18 protein-coding genes are annotated in these 22,171 nt (G+C 64.8%); 9 read left to right on the top strand and 9 right to left on the bottom strand.

Annotated elements, in window-relative coordinates; genetic code table 11:
- The first annotated feature begins 14 nt into the window (after window positions 1–14).
- From AC5RTS_RS01375 to AC5RTS_RS01390, 4 genes are all read left to right on the top strand, one after another.
- On the top strand, window positions 15–1,010 hold the full coding sequence (locus AC5RTS_RS01375) for a carbohydrate ABC transporter permease (RefSeq protein WP_493990273.1): 996 nt from the start codon (window positions 15–17) through the stop codon (window positions 1,008–1,010).
- A 62-nt stretch (window positions 1,011–1,072) separates the two neighbouring features.
- Window positions 1,073–1,912 carry a carbohydrate ABC transporter permease gene (locus tag AC5RTS_RS01380; protein ID WP_493990493.1) on the top strand — a complete coding sequence of 280 codons (840 nt, stop codon included), beginning with the start codon at window positions 1,073–1,075 and terminating at the stop codon, window positions 1,910–1,912.
- Entirely contained in the window at window positions 1,912–3,348 is a 1,437-nt protein-coding gene (locus AC5RTS_RS01385; RefSeq protein WP_493990274.1) for a GH1 family beta-glucosidase, read from the top strand. Before AC5RTS_RS01380 ends, AC5RTS_RS01385 begins: the two co-directional genes overlap by 1 nt.
- Before the next feature lie 55 nt (window positions 3,349–3,403).
- On the top strand, window positions 3,404–4,426 hold the full coding sequence (locus AC5RTS_RS01390; RefSeq protein WP_493990275.1) for a LacI family DNA-binding transcriptional regulator: 1,023 nt from the start codon (window positions 3,404–3,406) through the stop codon (window positions 4,424–4,426).
- An 88-nt stretch (window positions 4,427–4,514) separates the two neighbouring features.
- Here the strand turns inward: AC5RTS_RS01390 and rpsA are convergent, their stop codons facing one another.
- The 3 genes from rpsA to polA all read right to left on the bottom strand — a co-directional run bounded on the left by rpsA (window position 4,515) and on the right by polA (window position 10,260).
- The gene (gene rpsA, locus AC5RTS_RS01395; RefSeq protein WP_227901950.1) at window positions 4,515–5,987 is read right to left on the bottom strand and encodes a 30S ribosomal protein S1; all 1,473 of its coding nucleotides are present in this window, start codon (window positions 5,985–5,987) and stop codon (window positions 4,515–4,517) included.
- Between the two features lie 277 nt (window positions 5,988–6,264).
- On the bottom strand, window positions 6,265–7,584 hold the full coding sequence (locus tag AC5RTS_RS01400; RefSeq protein WP_493990276.1) for a GNAT family N-acetyltransferase: 1,320 nt from the start codon (window positions 7,582–7,584) through the stop codon (window positions 6,265–6,267).
- Between the two features lie 42 nt (window positions 7,585–7,626).
- The gene (gene polA, locus AC5RTS_RS01405; RefSeq protein WP_493990494.1) at window positions 7,627–10,260 is read right to left on the bottom strand and encodes a DNA polymerase I; all 2,634 of its coding nucleotides are present in this window, start codon (window positions 10,258–10,260) and stop codon (window positions 7,627–7,629) included.
- Between the two features lie 217 nt (window positions 10,261–10,477).
- Between polA and AC5RTS_RS01410 the strand changes: the two genes are divergently transcribed.
- On the top strand, window positions 10,478–10,966 hold the full coding sequence (locus AC5RTS_RS01410; RefSeq protein WP_493990277.1) for a PaaI family thioesterase: 489 nt from the start codon (window positions 10,478–10,480) through the stop codon (window positions 10,964–10,966).
- A gap of 12 nt (window positions 10,967–10,978) precedes the next feature.
- Here AC5RTS_RS01410 and AC5RTS_RS01415 read toward each other — a convergent pair whose 3' ends face one another.
- Window positions 10,979–11,479, bottom strand: a complete 501-nt coding sequence (locus AC5RTS_RS01415; protein WP_493990278.1) for a dihydrofolate reductase family protein — start codon at window positions 11,477–11,479, stop codon at window positions 10,979–10,981.
- Window positions 11,480–11,686: 207 nt separating this feature from the next.
- On the opposite strand from AC5RTS_RS01415, the gene AC5RTS_RS01420 reads away from it, so the two are divergent.
- Entirely contained in the window at window positions 11,687–12,772 is a 1,086-nt protein-coding gene (locus AC5RTS_RS01420) for an alkene reductase (RefSeq protein ID WP_493990495.1), read from the top strand.
- A gap of 91 nt (window positions 12,773–12,863) precedes the next feature.
- Here AC5RTS_RS01420 and AC5RTS_RS01425 read toward each other — a convergent pair whose 3' ends face one another.
- The 4 genes from AC5RTS_RS01425 to AC5RTS_RS01440 form a co-directional block, all read right to left on the bottom strand.
- A complete protein-coding gene (locus AC5RTS_RS01425; RefSeq protein ID WP_493990279.1) occupies window positions 12,864–13,106 on the bottom strand; it encodes a hypothetical protein in 243 nt (80 codons plus the stop codon).
- On the bottom strand, window positions 13,103–14,323 hold the full coding sequence (locus AC5RTS_RS01430) for an inorganic phosphate transporter (protein ID WP_493990280.1): 1,221 nt from the start codon (window positions 14,321–14,323) through the stop codon (window positions 13,103–13,105). The genes AC5RTS_RS01425 and AC5RTS_RS01430 overlap by 4 nt, the downstream gene beginning before the upstream one ends.
- A gap of 226 nt (window positions 14,324–14,549) precedes the next feature.
- Window positions 14,550–16,553 (bottom strand): MFS transporter, encoded by a 2,004-nt coding sequence (locus AC5RTS_RS01435; RefSeq protein WP_493990281.1) that lies wholly within the window; start codon window positions 16,551–16,553, stop codon window positions 14,550–14,552.
- 20 nt (window positions 16,554–16,573) lie between these two features.
- Window positions 16,574–16,984: an Hsp20/alpha crystallin family protein gene (locus AC5RTS_RS01440; RefSeq protein ID WP_493990282.1), complete on the bottom strand. Its 411-nt coding sequence runs from the start codon at window positions 16,982–16,984 to the stop codon at window positions 16,574–16,576.
- A 309-nt stretch (window positions 16,985–17,293) separates the two neighbouring features.
- Here AC5RTS_RS01440 and gad point away from each other — a divergent pair, with 309 nt between their 5' ends.
- From gad to glsA, 3 genes are read left to right on the top strand one after another with little or no spacing between them, the layout of a single operon-like run.
- The gene (gene gad / locus AC5RTS_RS01445) at window positions 17,294–18,673 is read left to right on the top strand and encodes a glutamate decarboxylase (RefSeq protein WP_493990283.1); all 1,380 of its coding nucleotides are present in this window, start codon (window positions 17,294–17,296) and stop codon (window positions 18,671–18,673) included.
- Between the two features lie 18 nt (window positions 18,674–18,691).
- Window positions 18,692–20,449, top strand: a complete 1,758-nt coding sequence (gadC, locus tag AC5RTS_RS01450) for a glutamine/gamma-aminobutyrate antiporter GadC (RefSeq protein WP_493990284.1) — start codon at window positions 18,692–18,694, stop codon at window positions 20,447–20,449.
- Window positions 20,446–21,396, top strand: coding sequence for a glutaminase A (gene glsA, locus AC5RTS_RS01455; protein WP_493990285.1), 951 nt, complete (start codon window positions 20,446–20,448; stop codon window positions 21,394–21,396). The genes gadC and glsA overlap by 4 nt, the downstream gene beginning before the upstream one ends.
- Window positions 21,397–21,400: 4 nt before the next feature.
- Here the strand turns inward: glsA and AC5RTS_RS01460 are convergent, their stop codons facing one another.
- On the bottom strand, window positions 21,401–22,171 hold the full coding sequence (locus AC5RTS_RS01460) for an IclR family transcriptional regulator domain-containing protein (RefSeq protein ID WP_493990286.1): 771 nt from the start codon (window positions 22,169–22,171) through the stop codon (window positions 21,401–21,403).

The following is a 22,171-nucleotide window of genomic DNA, read 5'->3' on the forward strand; positions in this document are numbered from 1 at the left end:
CTGTGAGAATTCAAATGACCGTAACCCTCAAGCCGTCCGCGCCCGCGGCGCCGGCGCACAAGCCCAAACCGTCCTTCCGGCAGCGCCTTAACGTCTGGGATTTCAAGGCTTCGCCGTACCTCTACATCTCCCCGTTTTTTCTCCTTTTCGCGCTGGTGGGCCTCTTCCCGCTCGTCTACACGTTCTACGTATCCCTCTACGACTGGCACCTGCTGAAGGGCCAGGGCGAGTTTGTCGGGCTGGGCAACTTTGCCAACGTCCTGGCAGACCGCTTCTTCTGGAACTCACTCTTCAACACCATGAGCATCTTCCTGCTCTCCGCCATCCCCCAGCTGGCCGGCGCCCTGCTGATTGCCGCCGTGCTGGACCAGAACATCCGGGCCAAAACCTTCTGGCGCATGAGCGTCCTGGTCCCCTACGTGGTGACGCCCGTGGCCGTCGCCCTGATCTTCACGAATATGTTCGGTGAGGACTACGGACTCATCAACAGCATCCTGGGGAACTTCGGGATTGATCCCATCATGTGGCGCACCGAGACCTTCCCCAGCCATGTGGCGGTGGCCAGCATGGTCAACTGGCGCTGGACCGGCTACAACGCGCTGATCCTGCTCGCGGCCATGCAGTCGGTGCCGCGGGAAATCTACGAGTCCGCCGCCCTGGACGGTGCCGGCGCCTTCCGGCGCTTCTTCAGCATCACCTTGCCGAGCATCCGCCCCACCATGATCTTCGTGGTGATCACCTCCACCATCGGCGGACTGCAGATCTTCACGGAACCGCGCCTCCTGGACCCGACGGAAGCCGGCGGCTCCCAGCGGCAGTTCCAGACCACGGTCCTGTACCTCTGGGAAATGGGCTTCCAGCGCAAGGACTTCGGTGAGGCCTCGGCGATTGCCTGGCTGCTGTTCCTGCTGATCATTGTGGTCGGGATCATCAACCTGGCGCTGTCCAGGCGGATCGCCTCCGGCGGCCCGTCCCGGGGCCGCACCGCCGTGAAAGGGAAGAAAAAGTGAGTGTCATAGAGCGCAAAGCCGCGCCCGGACGGAAAACGGCTCCGCCCCGCAAAGGGCCGAGCCTGCGAAGCCGGGCGTTCGGAAACGGGCTGCGCCCCGGATTCCTGACCTACGGCCTGCTGCTGGCTTTCCTCATCGGATCCGCCTACCCGCTGTGGTGGTCGGCGATAGTGGGCAGCCGGTCCAATGAGGTACTGGGCCTGACCTATCCCCCGCTGTTGCCGGGCGGAAACTTCTGGAAGAACGTCGGCGAGGTGATGGACACCATTCCGTTCTGGACCGCTCTGTGGAACAGCATCCTGATCTCCAGCATCATCACCGTGTCGGTAGTCATCTTCTCCACGCTGGCCGGGTATGCCTTCGCTAAACTGCGGTTCCGCGGCAACGGGGTGCTGATGGTCGCCGTGGTGGCCACCATGGCGATCCCCACCCAGCTGGGCATCATTCCGCTGTTTATGGTGATGCGGACCCTCGGGTGGACGGGTGAAATCGGTGCGGTCATCGTGCCCACCCTGGTAACCGCGTTCGGGGTGTTCTTTATGCGCCAGTACCTGGTGGACGTGATTCCGGACGAGCTGATTGAATCCGCCCGCATGGACGGAGCCAACATGATCCGCACGTTCTGGCACGTCGCCCTGCCGGCCGCGAGGCCGGCCATGGCCATCCTCAGCCTGTTCACGTTTATGTCCGCTTGGACGGACTTCCTCTGGCCGCTGCTGGTGCTCGACGCCGGTAACCCGACGCTCCAGACCGCACTCAGCCAGCTGCAGTCATCCCGGTACGTGGACTACTCGGTGGTCCTGACCGGCGCAGTGCTGGCCACCATTCCCCTGCTGGTGCTCTTTTTGCTGGCAGGCAAACAACTTATATCCGGAATCATGCAGGGAGCAGTGAAGGGCTAATGACGAACAACACCCCCGAATGGAACAACTTTCCGGCCGGCTTTATCTGGGGATCGGCCACGGCCGCCGCGCAGGTTGAGGGCGCCGCAGCCGAGGACGGGAAGGAAGAATCCGTATGGGATGCCTTCGCCGCGGTGCCCGGCAACGTCCGGAACGGTGACACGCCCGCCGTCGCCGTGGACCACTACCACCGGATGCCCCAGGACGTGGCCCTGATGAAGGAGCTGGGCCTGGATTCCTACCGGTTCTCCACCAGCTGGGCCCGGGTGCGGCCCGGTGGCGGGAACCTGAACCCGAAAGGCCTGGATTTCTACTCCAGGCTCGTGGATGAACTGCTGGAGGCAGGCATCCTGCCCTGGCTCACCCTGTACCACTGGGACCTTCCGCAGGCGTTGGAAGAGGCCGGCGGCTGGACGAACCGGGACACTGCGTGCCGGTTCGTGGAGTACGCACAGGATGTCTATGCCGCCCTGGGTGACCGGGTGAACCACTGGACCACTTTCAACGAGCCCTTCTGTTCCTCACTGCTTGGTTATGGTTCCGGTGCCCACGCCCCGGGCCGGCAGGATCCCCGGGCCGCAATTGCCGCCGTCCACCATCAGCATCTTGCCCACGGCATGGCGGTCACCGAGCTGCGTAGCCTTGGTGCCGCGCAGCTGGGCATCACGCTCAACCTGAGCAACTCCATCCCCCGCGATCCGGCTGATCCGGTGGACCTGGAGGCAGCCCGGCTCTTCGATTCCCTGCAGAACCGCATCTTCCTGGACCCGATCCTGCGCGGCGCCTATCCGGAGGATTCCCTCCATGACCTGGAACCGTTCGGCCTGCACGAACTGATTCTGCCCGGTGACATGGAGACCATCGCTGCGCCCATCGACTTCCTGGGCGTCAACCACTACCACGACGACCAGATCAGCGGGCATCCGGATGACTCCGGTTCCGACGGGCACGGCGGCGGCGCCGGCCGGCCCACGGCCTCACCGTGGATCGGCGCCGAACACATCACCTTCCCCAGCCGGGGCCTGCCCCGCACGGGGATGGACTGGGAGGTGAACCCCGACGGGCTCCGCACGCTGCTGCTGCGCCTGGGTGAGGAGTATCCGCAGCTGCCGCCGCTCTACATCACGGAGAACGGAGCCGCCTACGACGACGAGGTCCTCGACGACGGCAGCGTCCCGGACACCGAACGCACCCGGTTCATCCTGGACCACATCCGGGCGGTGGCGGAAGCCATCTCGGCGGGCGCCGATGTCAGGGGCTATTTCGTGTGGTCGCTGCTGGACAACTTTGAATGGTCCTGGGGATACAGCAAACGCTTTGGCATTGTCCGGGTGGACTACGAGACGCAGGAGCGGACCGTCAAGGACAGCGGCCATGCGTACCGGCAGCTCATCGCTGCCGGCAGGAGCACCACCGCGGCGGGCTCGGTGGTGTGAGGTCCCGTAAGCTGGGCATCGGCCGAATGTCCCGGCCCCAGCCCCGAGGGAGAACATGGTGAAAGCTGAGTCCGGCCAGGTCCGCCCTGCCCCGACCCTGGAAATGGTCGCGGCCCTGGCCGGGGTGTCGCGGGCGACGGTCTCCCGGGTAGTCAACGGCGCGTCATCGGTCGATCCGGAACTCACCGCCTCGGTGCAGAAGGCCGTGCAGGCCCTGAACTATGTACCCAACCGGGCTGCCCGCACTCTGGCGAGCCGGCGCACGTATACCGTCACCCTCCTGGTCCCGGAATCCACGTCGAAGGTCTTTGCGGATCCGTTCTTCGCCGCCGTCGTCGAGGGCGTTGCCCGGTACCTGAACACCACCGAGTACATGCTCAACATGGTGACATCCTCGGAATCGAACCCGGAGAAAACCCGGCGCTATCTCCTGGGCGGCAATGTGGACGGCGTTCTGGTGGTTTCCCACCATACAGGCGATCATTCCTGGGCCCACCTGGATGGTTCCCTGCCCCTGGTCTTTGCCGGGCGTCCGCTCCTGAACGCAGCGGACGCATACTTCGTGGAAGTGGACAATGAAAAGGGTGCGGCAGCGGCCACCGCCCGCCTCACCGGGTCCGGACGCAAGAACATCGCCACCATCGCCGGCCCGCAGGACATGCCCCCGGGCGTGGACCGCCTCTCAGGCTGGCGCAGTGAGGTGCTCCGTGCCGGCCTGACGGACGCCCTGGTGGAAATAGGTGACTTCACGGTCGCTTCCGGAGCCGCAGCCATGCAGCGGCTGCTGGACCGGCGCGGTCCCCTGGACGGTGTGTTCGCCGCCAATGACCAGATGGCGGCCGGGGCGTACTCCGTGATCAGGGAACACGGTCTGCGCATCCCCGAGGACATCGCCGTCGTGGGTTTCGACGACGACTACTACGCCACCAGCCTTACGCCGGCGCTGACCACCATCCACCATCCAATCTCCCTGCTGGGCGAGAAGATGGCCGAGGTGCTGGTGGACCTGATCGAAGGCCGGCCGGCCGAGCGGATCACCCGGCTGCCCACCTCCCTGGTGGAGCGGGAATCCGCTTAGCGGCACAATAAAGGCGGGCCCCCACTTTCGTGGGGACCCGCCTTTATCTGGTTACTGCAACCGGATCACCGAAGTGACGGATCCGGAATTAGTTGCCCGTGAGCTTCTCGCGCAGTGCAGCCAGTGCTTCGTCGGAAGCCAACGTGCCGGCACCCGTCTCGGCAACGGCCGGCTCGGAGGAGTAGCTGGTGGTACCGGAATCGTTGGATTCCGATGCAGCTGCAACATCCTCGGAGTTGTGCTGCGCAACCTGCTTCTTGTGGGCTTCCCAACGGGCCTGGGCGTCAGCGTACTGCTGCTCCCAAGCGGCGCGCTGGGTCTCGTAACCTTCGAGCCATTCGTTGGACTCGGGGTCGAAGCCCTCCGGGTACTTGTAGTTGCCGGCTTCGTCGTACTCAGCGGCCATGCCGTACAGAGCCGGATCGAACTCGGTGCCCTCGGGATCGACACCCTCGTTGGCCTGCTTGAGGGACAGCGAGATGCGGCGACGCTCGAGATCGATGTCAATGACCTTGACGAACAGTTCGTCGCCAACGGAGACAACCTGCTCGGCGAGCTCCACGTGGCGGACTGCCAGCTCGGAGATGTGGACCAGGCCTTCGATGCCGTCTTCGACGCGAACGAACGCACCGAACGGAACCAGCTTGGTGACCTTACCCGGAACAACCTGGCCAAGGGCGTGGGTGCGGGCGAAGGTCTGCCACGGATCTTCCTGCGTAGCCTTCAGCGACAGGGAGACACGCTCGCGGTCGAGGTCAACTTCCAGAACCTCAACGGTGACTTCCTGGCCAACTTCGACAACCTCGGAGGGGTGGTCGATGTGCTTCCAGGACAGCTCGGAGACGTGAACCAGACCATCTACGCCGCCAAGGTCCACGAATGCACCGAAGTTGACGATGGAGGAAACAACGCCCGGACGAACCTGGCCCTTTTCCAGCTTGTTGAGGAACGTGGAACGAACCTCGGACTGGGTCTGCTCGAGCCAGGCACGGCGGGACAGGACCACGTTGTTGCGGTTCTTGTCCAGCTCGATGATCTTGGCTTCGATCTGCTGGCCGATGTACGGAGCCAGGTCGCGGACACGACGCATCTCCACGAGGGATGCGGGCAGGAAGCCGCGCAGCCCGATGTCGAGGATAAGACCACCCTTGACAACCTCGATGACGGTACCGGTAACGACGCCGTCTTCTTCCTTGACCTTCTCGATGTCGCCCCAGGCGCGCTCGTACTGTGCGCGCTTCTTGGAGAGGATCAGACGGCCTTCTTTGTCTTCCTTGGTGAGCACCAGGGCTTCGACCTGATCGCCGACGGAGACAACGTCTCCGGGATCAACGTCGTGCTTGATGGAAAGCTCGCGGGAAGGAATGACACCCTCGGTCTTGTAACCGATGTCGAGCAGGACCTCGTCGCGGTCGACCTTGACAACGGTGCCTTCGACGAGATCGCCGTCGTTGAAGTACTTGATCGTTGCGTCAATCGCGGCGAGGAAGTCCTCGGCAGTACCGATGTCGTTGATGGCGACCTGCGGGGTACCGGACTTCTCGTTGGTGGTGATGGTCATGTAGTTGGGACTCCGATGTGGAAGTTGTTTTGTATTCCGGGCTGGTTTCCACTTAACCGGCAGCAGGCCTAGCGGCCGCCGCAAGCAAGATACTTGCCCAAGTGCAGGCCCTAGGCACGAAAACGCCTCTGACACACAGCTTGTTTGCCCGGAGATGGACAGGATGGGTAATAACTCGCGCTATTACGCGCCCGATCAGTCTAGCCGGACGCGCCAACGCAGGTCAAAGGGAGCCGGTCATCCGGGACGCGAAAAAATCCGCCGGGCACTCAGGTGGTCAGAAATGGGTACTGCAATACGGTGCCGGCCCGGCGGTGAACAGCTCATCCAGGACGGTAAGGGCTCCCTCCCCGGCCCGCACTCCCCCGGCGGCTGCCAGCGTGCGGGCACTGACGGCCCCCAGATAAAGCGAGCCCAGGGCGGTGACATCCAGTTCCGCCCGCGGAAGGTCCGTGGATCCGTCAGCCCCGGCCGGGCGGAGGGTTCCGACGCCGCCGCTTACCTCCAGAACGAAGGTTCCCTCAGCGAGTCCCATCGGATCAACGACGTCGAGCACCAGCGAGCCCTCGCCGGTGTAGCCGCGGCCTTCCAGCGCCGCTTTCGGATCGAGGATGCGCAGCCACAGGACGTCCTCGACGCCCGTGACCTTGTAACGCCTCCGGTCGGCCAGCATCCAGGGCAGCGGATCCTCCACCGGAGCCTCGGAGAAGGTCAGCCTTTCCATCAGGTCCAGGGAACCCAGGCAGCGCCACAGTTCCCGGTAGGCCTCCTCCCCTGCGGCCACGAGGTCGGTGACCTTTACGGTGAGCGGCTCGTGCCGCCAGCCCAGTGACTTGTAGGCCGCGTAGCCGTCCGGTACACCCGCCGCGTTGTACCGGATGAGGCCGCGGAGCGCCTTGTCGGGTTCGGTGTTTTCCTCACTCCACTTCCCGGATGCGCGCATGGCGTAGGAGTGCTGCCGGCCGAGGGCGCCGAAGGTGTTCTCCAGGTGTGCGCGGTGGATTTCCGGTACCAGGGACCGCAGTTTGTCTCCGTCTGCCACCGCGACACTGCCCTGCGGCGGAGCGGAGAACTCCAGGCCGCCGCGGATATCCACTTCCACGGCGGCAGCGGACGTGGCGGCACCAAAGCCGAAGCGGCCGTAGATGGTGGCTTCCGACGCCGTCAGCGCCGCAAGTGCCAGCCCGGACTCTTTCGCCCGCGCGAGGTCGCCGGTAATCATCCGGCGCAGGATGCCGCGGCGGCGGTGCGTGGAGCGCACCGTCACCATGGTGATCAGATGCGCGGGCAGCAGTTCGCGCCCACCCGCGTTCAGCAGGTTCTGCATGGTGGCGTAGGTGCCAACCGGTACCGCCGGATCCGTTGCGAACTCGGGGGCGTCGCCGTCGTACACGGCGGTCAGCGTCCGCCCGTCCCGGACATACGCGTCCACAATCCCGCGCAGGTGCTTGGGATCCGTGCGATCCTCGTGGAAGCCGAGGTCGACGGCGTCGAACCAGCGGGCCGTGCGGGCATCCGCGGCGCCCTCCGGATCGAATCCGGGCGGAAAGGAAACCATCCGCAGCCCGTCTGCCTTACTGTCCGTTGCCTGTGCCATGCGTTCCCCCATATGCGGTGTGTTTCCCGGTGACTGCTGCTCCTAGTGCCCGGCCTCGTGCCAGCTGATGCCCTGGCCGACGGAGACGTCCAACGGCACGGAGAGGTCAGCCGCGGCGCCCATCTGGGCCCGGACCAGCTTCTCCACCGCATCCCGTTCCCCCGGAGCGACTTCGAGCACCAGTTCATCATGGACCTGCAGCAGCATCCGGGACTTCAGCCCCTGCGCCTTGATTTCCGCGTCCACGCCCAGCATGGCCTTCTTGATGATGTCCGCCGCGGAACCCTGGATGGGAGCATTCAGCGCGGCCCGTTCAGCCATTTCGCGCAGCTGCCGGTTGTCGCTGGACAGATCCGGCAGGTAGCGACGCCGGCCCTCAATCGTGGACGTGAAGCCGTCCTTCCTGGCCTGCTCGACGACGCCGCGCAGGTAGTCGCGGACGGCGCCGAAACGTTCGAAGTAGTCGCGGATCAGGGTGCGGGCCTCGTCCACCGGGATGGCCAGCTGCTTGGACAGACCGAAGGAGCTCAGCCCGTAGACCAGGCCGTAGGACATGGCCTTGACCTTGGAGCGCATGGCGCTGGTGACTTCCTCGGGCGCCACGTTGAACACGTGGGAGCCGACAAACCGGTGCAGGTCCTCGCCGGCACGGAACGCGGAGATCAGCCCTTCATCACCGGAAAGGTGCGCCATGATCCGCATTTCGATCTGCGAGTAATCAGCGGTCAGGAGTTCTTCGTAGCCTTCGCCGACCACAAAAACCTCGCGGATGCGGCGGCCTTCCTCGGAGCGGATCGGAATGTTCTGCAGGTTCGGGTTGACCGAGGACAGGCGCCCGGTGGCCGCCACCGTCTGCGCGTACGTGGTGTGGATGCGGCCGTCGTCGGCCACTGACTTCCGCAGCCCCTCCACGGTGGAGCGCAGCTTGGACGCATCACGGAAAGCCAGCAGCTGCTCCAGGAACGGGTGGCCGGTCTTCACAATGAGGTCCGTCAGCGCATCGGCGTCCGTGGAATAGCCAGTCTTGATTTTCTTGGTCTTCGGCAGGCCGAGTTCGTCGAAGAGGACAGCCTGCAGCTGCTTCGGTGAGCCGAGGTTGATCTCCTTGCCGATGATCCGGAAGGCTTCCTCGCTGGCATGGGTGATGGTGGCGCTGAAGTCATCCAGCAGCCGGTCGAGCTTCTCTCCGGAGACCGCGATGCCGGCAAGTTCCATTTCGGCCAGGACTTCCGAAAGCGGCAGTTCCAGCCCGCCCAGCAGCTGGTTCGCGCCGCGGTCCACCAACTGGCCGGCGAAGTGCTCGCTGAGGCGCAGCGCTGCAAAAGCCTTGGAGACGGCCGGGGTTGCATTGTCCTCATCACCCAGCGAGAGCTCCAGCTGGTTGCTCGCTGCCGCGGCGGGCACAATGTTCATCCGCAGGTGGTACTGGGCCAGGTCCGCGAGATCGTAGCTGCGGCGGTCCGGCTGAATGAGGTAACCGGAAATGGCAGTGTCATCCACCTCTCCGGCCAGGTGCAGGCCGCGGGCGGACAGTGCCTTGTACGCCTCCTTGAAATCGTGCACCACCTTGGGAGCGTCCAGGTCCGCGAGCCAGGCCGCCAGCACCTGCTCGGCGTCGGCGTCGAGCTCGGTCAGCGGCACATACGCGGCGGCGTCGTCCGTTACCAGGGCAATACCGACGACGTCGCGGGAGGCGGCAGCGCCTTCGGTCACCAGCTGGACGGCGGTGCGGGCCTGGTTGGTGGCACGCAGCCAGTCCTGGAGCGCACCCGCTTCGGTGATGGTGCTGTGGGCCGGCGCGGCCACTTCCGCATGTGCGGTGTCCGGACCTTCCTCCTCGCCGTAGACGTCGAAGAGGCGCTTGCGCAGTGCGTTGAACTGCAGGGCATCGAAGAGTTCCTCGATGGCTTCACGGTCCGGGCGGCGGGCAGCCATCGCGTCCAGGTCCACCGGCAGGTCAAGGTCCCGCAGCAGCCGGTTCAGCCTGCGGTTGCGCTTGACGTCTTCAATGTTGGCGCGCAGGGAATCCCCCACCTTGCCCTTGATGGCGTCCAGGTTCTCCAGGATTCCTTCGAGTCCGCCGTACAACTTGATCCATTTGGCGGCCGTCTTGGGCCCTACGCCGGGAACGCCCGGAAGGTTGTCGGCGCTCTCGCCCACCAGCGCTGCCAGGTCGGAATACTTGTCCGGCGGCACCAGGTACTTGGCCTCGACCGCGGCGGCGTCCATCCGCGGCAGGTCCGAAACACCCTTCTTGGGGTAGAAAACGGTCACGTGGTCATCCACGAGCTGGAACGCGTCCCGGTCACCGGAAACCACCATGACGTCCCAGTTCCGGTCGGAGGCCTTTGCGGCCAGGGTGGCGAGGATGTCGTCGGCTTCATAGCCGTCCATCGAGAGGGTGGGGATGCGCATGGCTTCCATGACCTTGATGATCAGGTCCACCTGTCCGTGGAATTCCTCGGGGGTTTTGTTCCGGCCGCCCTTGTACTCGGTGTACTCCTCCGAGCGGAAGGTGGGGGTGTCCAGGTCAAAGGCCACTGCTACGTGCGTGGGCTTCTCTTCCTTGATCAGGTTGATCAGCATGGAGGTGAATCCGTAGACGGCATTGGTGTGCTGGCCGGTGTCCGTGGAGAAATTCTCCGCCGGCAGGGCGTAGAACGCCCGGAAGGCCATGGAATGCCCGTCGATTACCAGCAGCCGGTTGTGTCCGCCGGCGTTGACGCTGCCCAAAGAGGCCGGTGCGCTGCCTGCTGCGGCGGTTTCTGCGGCGCTGTCCGCACCGGCACCGGTGCCGCTCCTGCCGGGAGTTTCGAGGCTTTCGCTGTTGCTGTCTTCAAGGGGTGTTGCGGCCAGTTTGGTAGATTCACTCACAAATGCAAGCCTAGTTGCCATGAGCGAGATTTTCACGCCGGGCCAGGCCGGCTCCGAGGCGGACACGAACCCGTACAAGCGCGACCTGATCGAGGCCGGCATTCCGGAAGAGATGCACGGCTGGCTGTCCTCGCACGGCCCCGGCCGGCTGGTGGTGAAACTGGGCATCCGTTTCCTCGAGATGTCGCCGGACCGCCTGGTGGCCACCATGCCCGTTGAAGGCAACGAGCAGGTGGCCGGCATCCTGCACGGCGGAGCCCACCTGGTCCTGGCCGAAACCCTGGGTTCCTTCGGCGCCGGCATGCACGCCGGCCCGGGCAGGCATGCCGTGGGTATTGAGATCGGCGCCACGCATCACCGGTCCGTTTCCTCCGGACTGGTGACCGGGACCGCTACCGCCCTGCACCTTGGCAACACCCTCACCACCCACGAAGTGGTCATGACCGATGACCAGGGCCGCAGGCTCTCCACCGCACGGATCACCAACATGATCCGTGAGTCCCGCTAACCGAACCCGCAGCTAACCGAAACCGTAGCTAAGCAGGACAGTGCCGTCCGCGGACGGCACTGCTCCCAGCAGCCGTGCAGGCCGGCCGGCCGTCGCCGGCAGCACCGGTTGTCCGCTGCCCAGCATGACCGGATGCAGCGTCAGACGCAGTTCGTCCAGCAGCCCGTGCTCCAGGTACTGGGCGACCACACCCGAACCCCGCAGCCAGACGTCCCCGCCCGCGGCAGAGGCCGCGATGTCGGCAGCGAACTCCGCCACGGGCCCGCGGACAAACATGATGTCCGCTCCTTCCACGCCGGGAAACTCATGGTGCGTGTAAACCCAGACTGGGGTCGGCGGACAGTCCCAGGCAGCCGTTCCATCCGCCTCCACCTGTCTCCGGAGCCGGGCATAGGTGCCTGCGCCCATCACGACGGCGCCTGCCGGAGCGGGCGCCTCGCTGCCCAGGGGTTCCAGCCCGGCGGCATCGAATCCGTCCAGGGAAGCTGAAGCGTAGTACACGGCCCGGGTCATGGGCCCATGCTAGCCAGCGCGCATGCCGCGGAAAACGGTGCCCCGGCTAAAACGGTGTCCCGGTTATGGCGTGCGGGCCCGGACAGGAATAGACCTGCCGGCAACGGGGTTGTCCGCTATGGAGTGAACCTGCCGCCGCCGGCGTCCCCTTGGGCGCGGACGGCGGCAATCTACAGGAAGAGTTACTTAGTGAATCTGTTTTCCCCCATGACTGCCGGCAGCCTGAAGCTGTCCAACCGCCTGGTGATGGCACCGCTGACGCGTCAGCGGGCCGGACGGGACGGTATTCCGGGCCCCCTGATGGTGGAGCACTACCGCCAGCGCGCCTCCCTGGGCCTGATTGTCAGTGAAGGCACCTATCCCAGCCGTGAGGGCCAGGGGTTCCCGGGGCAGCCGGGGCTGGTGGACGCAGAGCAGCTGGATGGCTGGCGGAAGGTGACCGATGCCGTGCACGACGCCGGAGGCAGCATAGTCGCGCAGGTCATGCATGCAGGGCGCGTCACCCACACCAACACCACCGGCGGGTTGGAACTGGTCGCACCGAGCGCCATTGCAGTGGACGGCCTCTCGCATACCTATGACGGCAAGCAGCAGTATCCGGTGCCGCGTGCACTGGAGACCGGTGAGCTGGCCGGGGTCATCGAGGACTTTGTGCGCGCCTCACGGGCCGCAGTGGATGCAGGTTTCGACGGCGTGGAACTGCACGGCGCCAACGGCTACCTGCTGCACGAGTTCCTTTCCCCCGCAGCCAACCAGCGGACGGACGGCTACGGCGGCAGCCCGGAGAACCGTGCCCGGTTTGTCATTGAAACGGTGCGAGCGGTGGCGGAGGAAATCGGCGCCGACAGGGTTGGCCTGCGGTTGTCCCCCGAGCACAACGTCCAGGGTGCCCTGGAGACGGACCCGGCAGATGTCCTGGCCACGCACGGCGCGTTGGTGGATGCCATTGCCCCGCTGGGGCTCGCCTACCTCAGCATCCTGCACCGGGACCCTGCCGGTCAGCTGGTGCAGACCCTGCGCAGCCGTTTCGGCGGGCCGGTGTTCCTGAATTCCGGGTTCGGCGTTGTCACCACCCGGGATGAGGCCGTCTCGATGGTGGCCGAGGGCCTGGCGGACGCCGTGGTGGTGGGACGCCCCGCCATCGCCAACCCGGATCTCGCTCGGCGCTGGCAGGACAACCTGCCGCTGAACACCCCGGACGCCACCACGTTCTACTCCTTCGGAGCCGAGGGCTACACGGATTACCCGTTCTATGCCCCGGAGCAGGCTGTGGAAACAGCCGGCCGGAGCTAGCGCGCCCGCGCTCCCCGGCAGGCACTGCGCGGGAACGGCAAAGGCCTGCGGGATCGCCATGATCCCGCAGGCCTTTGCCGTTTTCTGCGTGCTACCCGTGCAGTGCCGGCACGATCAGGTAGATACCGCACAGGACCGCGACGCCGCTGAGCGCAAAGCAGGTAAAGGCGCCGGCTTTGGCCAGGGCCTGGCGGTTCCGTGGCGCGGTGGGGTCCTCCTCATCGAGGGACACGGCGTAGAGCCGCACCCCGAAGGAATAGATGCCCACTACCGTCAGCGCTGCGAGGAGGGTGACTCCGAAGACCGTGAGGTAGTCCAGCCAGTGGATGTTCATTTGGAACCTTCCTTGAGCTTGCCGGCAGTCTTGCCGTTCTGGTTCTTCCTGCGGGTCTTCTTGATTCGGACCACCTCACCCGCGCTTTCGATGTTGGTCACGGCATTGTCATGGCCAACACGGTTCCGGCGGGACCAAAGGAAGATACCCAGGATGATTGCGGTGCCGGCGACTGCGTCCACCACCACGCCGACCATACCCAGCTGGGCGATCATCGCGGCGATGGCACCCATGGCGGCGGCAGCCGGGAGCGTGAGCAGCCAGCCGCTGCCGACCCGGCCTGCCGTACGCCAGCGCACCTCGGCGCCCTTGCGACCCAAACCTGATCCGATGACCGAGCCTGAGGCCACCTGTGTGGTGGACAGTGCGAAGCCCAGGTGGGAGGAGGCGAGGATGGCGGCTGCGGTGCTTGTTTCAGCGGCGAACCCCTGTGCGGGCTTCACCTCGGTGAGGCCCGTCCCCATGGTGCGGATGATGCGCCAGCCGCCGGCGTAGGTGCCTGCTGCGATGGCGACGGCACAGGCGGTGACCACCCAGAATTCCGGGCCGGTGCCGGCGGTCTGCAGACCACCGGCAATCAGGACGAGGGTGATCACGCCCATGGTCTTCTGCGCGTCGTTGGTGCCGTGGGCCAGTGCAACGAGGGAGGACGAGAAGATCTGGGCATACCGGAAGCCGCCGCGCCGTCGCGGCAGTTTGTTTCCGGAATCCGGGTCATGCCGGCGGGTGATCCGATAGGCGAGCTTCGTTGCCAGGTAAGCGACGAAACCGGCGATCAGGGGTGCGATCAGCGCCGGCAGGATGACCTTGGACATCAGGACCGAGAAGTCCACCGCACCGAAGCCTGCACCGACCACGGCTGCGCCGATGAGGCCGCCGAACAGGGCATGGGAGGAACTGCTGGGCAGGCCCTTCAGCCAGGTGATCAGGTTCCAGATCACTGCTCCCATAAGGCCGGCGAAGATCATGACGGGGGTGATCTGAATGCCGCCCTCGCCTTCGCGGATCAGCCCTCCGGAAATGGTTTTGGCCACTTCGGTGGAGAGGAAGGCGCCAACCAGGTTCAGGACTGCTGCCAGCGCGACGGCGGTTTTGGGCTTGATTGCACCGGTGGCGATGGGGGTGGCCATCGCGTTGGCGGTGTCGTGGAAGCCATTGGTGAAATCAAAGAACAGCGCCAGCGCAATCACCAGCGCGACCATAAGGGTGAGGTCCACCACATACCTAACTGAAGACAGATTGAAGGGATCCGGGCTGCGGATTCCGCCTCGGCACGTCGTTTTCCGTCGAGGCCCGCTTTACGCCTGAATGATCGTATGCGCTCGGGCGGGCGGGCACCAAAGCGGTGGATGTGCCGTTGGTCTCCTCCCGGGCAGGCTACGCGGATCACGCGGGCCGTGGGGCGCACGCCGGAGGCTTGAGGTTGGCAAGCGGCGCCTGACCTCAGAACCGTATACCGGTTCGGCCGTCACCGCCGGCATCCAGCTCTATGTCGACGATGCTGTTTTCCAACGGGAAGGACAGCCGCCTGCTGTGGGTGCCAACTCCGTCCGGTTCAACGACACTCAGGATGTACACACCGGAGCCCGGGAGCGGCAGATCATAGTTCCCGCCGTCATCCGTACGGGTGGCGATGGAAGCCTCCCCGCCCGGCCGCAGGAGGATCAGCAGGGCATTCGGCACACCCCTGCCGCCCTGCCGGACGGTGCCGGAGAGGGTCCGGCGGTGCCGGAAGGAGATATCGTGCTCCTGCGGGGCGCCGGGGAACGCCAGTACTTCCGTGACCGGCTGCCAGGCAGCCTGAGTGGCCACCAGTACGTAGTGGCCGTCGCCGGGAAGCACGACGCTGTACCGTCCGGCGTCATCGGCCCGTGCCCAGTCCACCCGGGCGCCTACGGAATCCAGCGCGGTGACCGTTCCGCCGGACACCGGTGCACCGTCGGCGAGCATCCTGCCGCGCAGCATGATTTCCTGCTTCTCATCCGCGGGTTTCGGCTCCGGCTGCCCCGGTGCCCCATGCAGCTGCGGATGAGTTGCCTCCCGCCGTACCGGCCGTGGCACGAGGCAGGAGATACCCGTGGCCAGCAGCGCCGCAAGTCCGGCGAACACGAAGATGGTGCGGAAGGCATCCAGATCAGGAAAGACCGTTCCGTCGGCCCGCAGGGTGAGCGAAGCGAGGATGGTGGCCACCGCGGCGCTGCAGGTGGAGGTCCCGACGGAGCGCAGCAGCGTGTTGACGCCGTTCGCCGCCGCCGTATCCGTCAACGGCACGTTGCTCATGATGATGGTCGGCATCGCGGCCATCGCCATGGCCGTTCCGATCGACACGATCACTGCCCCGATGATGATCTGAGTGACCGAGTGGACAAGGACCACCCGGGATGCGTACCCCGCGGCCATGACGGCACACCCGGAAACCAGAGTGGTCCTGGCTCCGAATGAGTTGGTCAGCCGGGCGGAAACGGGCGCAGCGGCCACCATCGCCAGTCCCGACGGGATCATGGTCAGCCCGGCCACCAGCACGCTCAGCCCGAACCCGAACCCGGTGACCGGGGAGAGCTGCAGTTGCTGAGTGGTCACCAGCATGTTCGCGTACATCGAGAACCCCACCAGCACAGCTGCGGCATTGGTGAGCAGCACCGGCCGCCGGGCCGAGGTGCGCAGGTCCACCAGCGGCTGTCCGCTGCGCAGCTCTGCCGGAAACCAGAGAGCGAAGAACACCACGGTTGCGGTGAAAAGGGCAATAATCGGATAACTCGTCCAGCCCCAGACGCCGCCTTTGCTGATGGCCAGCAGCAGGGCGGTCATTCCTGCGGACAGCAGCACCGCCCCCGTGTAGTCAAAGCGGCCAGGGGTCCGCACCCCGGACTCGGGCACAAAGACAAAGACGGCCAGCATCAGGACCGCGCCAATCACGCCCACCACCCAGAAGGTGGCTTCCCATCCCAGCCGTTCATAGATGAGCCCGGACATTGGCAGCCCCAGCGCGCTGCCAATGCCGAAGCTGGCGCTCATCATTGCCACCGCGCCGGCGATTTTCTTCTGCGGAAGCGTGTCCCGCAGGATACTGATACCCACCGGGATGACGGCTCCCGCAAAGCCCTGGAGGCCCCGGCCAACCAGGGCCCAGGCGAACGTACCGCCGAGCGATGCGGCAAAGGCACCGGCAACCATCATGGCCATGGCGAGCAGCAGCATCCGCCTCTTCCCGAACATGTCTGCGAGCCGGGAGACGATGGGTGTTGCGACGGCGGCACAAAGGAGCGTTACGGTCACCATCCAGGAAACGTCGTCACTGGTGACGCCGAAGATCCGGGGGTATTCCGGAAGGAGCGGTACCACCGCCGTCTTCTCCAGCGAGACCACTATGCCGCCACAGGCCAACGTGGTGATGACGAGCCAGTCGGGATAGGCCCGTGTGCGCCGCGCCGCCGGGGATGCCTTCATACCGTGTCTTCGGGACCGGTTCAGCCCCGTGAAATAGGAATCTTCGTTGACGAGGCCCCCGGCTCCGGCACAGGTATGCGGATTTCCAGGACCCCGTCGTTGTACGTCGCGCTCACCGCGTCCTGGTCACTGCCCGTGGGCAGCGGAATGTCCCGCGAAAACGAGCCGTAGCGGAACTCCGAACGGTATCCATGCCGGTCCTTGTGTTCCGTCTCCTGGCGGCGCTCCCCCTTGATCTGCAGCACGCCGTCGCTCACTGTTACGTCCAGGCCGGTATCGGGATCGATGTCGGGCAGTTCGGCCCGGACAACCATGGTGGGTCCGTCCCGGTATTCCTCCACCGGGAAGGCCGGCACCTCCCAGTCCCCTTCAAAGAATTTCCGAACCGGTTCCGGCAGTTCGAAACGTTCCCTGCGCGCAAGTGAAGCCATGGGATCCTCCTGTATGTCATGGTCCGGGCGGGTCACGGTCCGGTGCTCCGCAGCCGGCTGTGGAGCAGGCGGGCCGTGGTCCAGCAAGGCTATGCCCGGCCCCGGCCGTGCTCAATGGAAGCCGGGCGAAACGGTGCCGGCTGCGCCCGCTTTCGGGACGGTTCGGCTGTGGGAGGGGCAGCATGCCGAGCCAGCCTAGTCACGCATTTTCGGCCCGCGTATAGTTTTTGGTGCGCTGCCCTGTGGGGATATGACCGCCGTTCACTGCGGCCTTGCCGCTAGGCATTCCGTCGACGAGAGGGTTCCAAAATGGCGCAGAAAAAACCTGATTCAGTGACCGTCAATCCCATATTCGCCCGTCCGGGCGAGGAAACGTCAGCCCCGAAGTTCAAACTGAATGACGGGCAGATGCTGCCCGAGACCGCGTACCAGATTGTGCATGACGAGACCATGCTCGACGGCAACGCCCGCCTGAACCTGGCGACCTTCGTGAGCACCTGGATGGACGACTACGCCAACCGGCTCTACAGCGAGACGTTCGACAAGAACATGATCGATAAGGACGAATACCCGCAGACAGCGCAGATCGAACAGAACTGCTGGCGCATCCTCGCGGATCTGTGGCACTCCCCCAATCCGGAGGGCACCATCGGAACCTCCACGGTGGGCTCCTCCGAGGCCTGCATGCTCGGTGGGCTGGCGTTGAAGCGCCTGTGGCAGCACAAGCGCCGCGACGAGGGGAAACCGACGGACAAACCCAATCTGGTGATGAGCTCGGCAGTGCAGGTGTGCTGGGAAAAGTTCTGCAACTACTTCGACATTGAAGCCCGGCTGGTTCCCATCAGCGAGGAGCATAAGTGCCTGGACGGTTTTGAACTGGAAAAGTACGTTGATGAGAACACCATCGGCGTGGTCGCCATTATGGGTGTGACCTATACCGGCATGTACGAACCCGTGAAGCAGATTGCCGCCAAGCTGGACGAGATCCAGTCCTCCACCGGCCTGGACATCGCCATCCACGTGGACGCCGCGTCCGGCGGGATGATTGCCCCGTTTATCCAGCAGGACCTGGAATGGGACTTCCGCTTGGAACGGGTCCACTCGATCAGCACGTCCGGACATAAGTACGGGCTGGTTTATCCCGGCCTCGGCTGGGTGGTCTGGCGTGAACGCCAGTGGCTGCCGGAAGACCTCATTTTCTACGTCAGCTACCTCGGCGGGGACATGCCCACCTTCGCGCTGAACTTCTCCCGGCCCGGGGCGCAGGTAGTGCTGCAGTTCTATCTGTTCCTCCGGCTGGGCAGGGACGGTTATGCCAAAGTGCAGCAGGCCTCCCAGGACGTGGCGCTTTATCTGTCCAGCAACATTGCGGAGATCGGTCCCTTCGAGCTGTGGAATGACGGCTCCGACATCCCGGTCTTCGCGTGGCGGCTGAAGGAGGGGCATACCGATAAGTGGAATCTCTACGATCTGGCGGAGCGACTGCGCACCAAGGGGTGGCTGGTTCCCGCCTATCCCATGCCGGATGACCTGGCGAACCTGACAGTTGAACGGATTGTGGTCCGCAACGGTTTGAGCATGGACCTGGCGGACAATCTGCTCACGGACATCCGCCGGGAAACCGCGTACCTGGAACAACTGAGTGCGCCCATGCCCCGCGAGTCGGAGCACCCCGGGTTCCACCACTAATCCCAGGAGGTGAGTTGAATGAGCGATTCGAAGGCAAGCGCTTCAGCTGCATCCACGAACGATCAGCAGGGGCTTTCGGCGAAGCAGAAAGCGCAAATCACCATCGGTGCCCTGGCCGTGATGAACATTGTGGCGGTGGTCAGCCTCCGCGGACTTCCCTCGGAGGCGGAATATGGTTTGAGTTCCGTTTTCTATTACGTATTTGCCGCGATTGTCTTCCTGATCCCGGTATCCATCGTCGCAGCAGAACTGGCCACGGGCTGGCCGGAAACGGGCGGCGTTTTCCGTTGGGTCGGTGAGGCCTTCGGGCCCCGCTGGGCCTTCCTGGCCATGTTTATGCTTTTCATCGAAGTCACTATCTGGTTTCCCACGGTACTGACCTTCGGTGCGGTGTCGCTGGCCTATACGGGAACAGATCAAAACCTGGACTCACAGCTGGCAGGCAACAAACTGTTCGTCCTGGCAGTGGTCCTGGTGGTCTACTGGCTGGCTACCTTCATCGCGTTCCGCGGAGCGAAGGCCTTCTCACGAGTGAGCCAGTGGGGCGGAATCATCGGCACCATCATTCCGGCCATCATCCTGATCGTGCTCGGTTTTTCCTATTTCTTTGCCGGAAACACCCCGCAGATCCAGATGGGCTGGGGTGAACTTCTGCCGGACTTCGGCAATTTCTCCAACGTGGTGCTGGCCGCGTCGATTTTCCTTTTTTATGCCGGCATGGAAATGAACGCCATCCACGTGAAGGAAGTGAAGAACCCGACGCGCGACTATCCGATTGCGGTGCTGATTGCCGCAGCCGGCACAGTGATCATCTTCGTCCTCGGCACCCTGGCCATTGCCTTTGTGGTGCCGCAGGCGGATATCAACCTGACCCAGTCCCTGCTGACCTCCTATAACGACATGTTCGAGTGGGCCGGTATCGGCTGGGCCGGACCGATTGTTGCGGCCATGCTCCTGCTGGGGGTCCTGGCCGGCGTGGTGACCTGGGTGGCCGGTCCCTCCAGCGGCATGCTGGCCGTTGCCAAGGCCGGCTACCTGCCGCGCTTCTGGCAACACACCAACAAGCACGGCATGGGCACGCACATCCTCTTCTTCCAGGCATTTGTGGTGACTGGCCTGGGATTCATCTATGTGGTCCTGCCGTCCGTGCAGGCGGCCTACCAGATCCTGAGCCAGCTGACCGTGATCCTGTACCTGATCATGTACATGCTGATGTTCGCGGCGGCCATCTACCTGCGCTACAGCCAGCCGAACCGCCCCCGGCCCTACCGGGTGCCCGGCGGAGACGTGGGCATGTGGATTGTCGCCGGAGTCGGCTTCCTGGGCGCGCTGATGGCCTTCTCCTTCAGCTTCATCCCGCCCGCCCAGATCGCCGTCGGTTCCCCCGCCGTCTATGTGGGCATTCTGGTAGCCGGTGCAGCCATTATGGTGATCCTGCCGTTCATCATTTACGCCTTCCGCAAGCCGCACTGGCGTGACCCCGCCAGCCCGTTCGTGCCGTTTACCTGGCAGATTGAGCACTCGAATCCGGGCACGGTGACGGAGTCCAGTGTTTCGACGCAGCAGCTCACCCGGGAAGCGGAAGCTTCCGGTTCACCGCTGACGTACTCGCAGGACGCCAGCCGGGGGCATGCCAAGGCACCGCATCCCCCCGCCCACGCGCAGCCGTCCGGGCATGAGGGCGAGCATGCGGCCACCTCGGGTGCCGTCCCGGCGCCCGGTTCAACCAGGCCGCCGGGCAAAGGCCGGAGCACAGGCGGGAGCAGTGCGGTATGAAACTCGACCAGAGAGCGATCTCCGACGCCGTGAAAACCGCCTATGCGGATCATAAGGATGACACTGGCGGAAAGAATGCCAGCTACATCCCCTATCTGGCCTCGGTGGACCCGGCATTGTTTGGTGTCTGTGTGATGACCGCCGACGGCGAGTTGTTTGAGATGGGTGACACGGGCTTCGAATTTGCGCTGGAATCCATTTCAAAGGTCTTTTCCATGGCCTGGGCCATGGAAAAGGTGGGGCTGGAAACGTTCCAGGAGAAGGTGGGTGCGGATCCAACGGGTGAACCGTTCAACTCGGTCATCTCCGTGGCCCTGCACGGCGACGCTCCCGTGTCGCCGCTGGTCAACGCCGGGGCCATGTCCACTGTCTCCCTGATACCGGGCGACACCGCCGAGGACCGCTGGGAAGCCATCCTGCAGGTCCAGAGCGCCTTTGCCGGGCGAAGAATCCGGCTCAGTGATGAGGTGAACGAGTCCGAGCAGTCCACCAACTTCCATAACCGGGCCATTGCCTGGCTGCTGTACTCGGGCGGCACCATGTATTCGGATCCGATGGAAGCCTGCGATGTCTACACCCGGCAGTGTTCCACCCTGGTGACGGCGAGGGATCTGGCCGCCATGGGCGCCACGATTGCCAATAAGGGCGTAAACCCGCTGACCGGGGACCGCGTGGTTCAAGCCGCGCATGTGCCGGCCATGTTGGCGGAGATGACCATGGAGGGCATGTACACCGCGTCCGGTGACTGGGCGTACCAAGTGGGTCTGCCGGGCAAGAGCGGGGTGGGCGGCGGGATTATGGCCGTGATGCCGGGCAAGCTGGCCATAGCCGGCTTCGCGCCGCCCCTGGATCCGGCCGGCAACAGCGTCAAGGCCCAACGTGCCGTCGCGCAGGTGGCTAAGTCGCTGGGGCTCAGTATTTACAAGGCCAGCGAATACAGCGAGTAACTGTTTAGCCGGCCGGGCCGCCGCGGCCGCCGAGATCCCTGGTGATCCGGTCCGCGGCGGCCCGCAGCTGCGGAAGAACCGTTGTCTCCGCCCCTTCCGAACTATGCAGCTGCAGGGACACGTTTGCGGCTGCGACCACTGTGCCGTCCGCACCCGCGACGGGCACGGCGACACCACGCAGGCCCTCTTCCAGTTCGTCGGTAACCTTCGCCCAGCCACGGAGGCCGGCGAGCCGGACCTCCTCCCGGAGCTCCTCGACTGAGGAAACGGTGCTGCGGGTGTACTGCTGCAGCTGGACCGCCGCGAAATAGGCTTCCAGGTCCGGGGCCGGCAGCTGCGCCAGCAGCACCCGGCCCATGGAGGTGGCCCACGCCGGGAAACGGGTTCCCACGTTCACCGCCACCCGCAGGAGCCGCAGCGACGTGATCCGTGCAACGTAGACAACGTCGGTTCCGTCCAGGATGCACAGCGAGGTTGTCTCGCCAAGTTCCGCGGAGAGCTGCTTCAGGTGCTGCTCGGCTGCCTGCGGCAGGGAAAGGTGCGCCAAGTAGGCGGAGGCGATGTCCAAGGTGCGCGGGGCCAGGCGGAAGACGCTTCCCTGGGCGCCCAGGTAGCCCAGATCCCGCAGGGTGAGCAGGAACCGACGGGCGGCGGCCCGGCTGGTCCCGGCCGCCGCTGCTGCCGTACTCACGGTATGTTCGGGAACGTCCGGAGTGAACGCGGCAAGGATGGCGAAGGCCTTCTCGACGGACTTGACGTAGTAGGCCTCCTCCAC

It is taken from the genome of Arthrobacter sp. MDT1-49-2 (genome assembly GCF_059090185.1).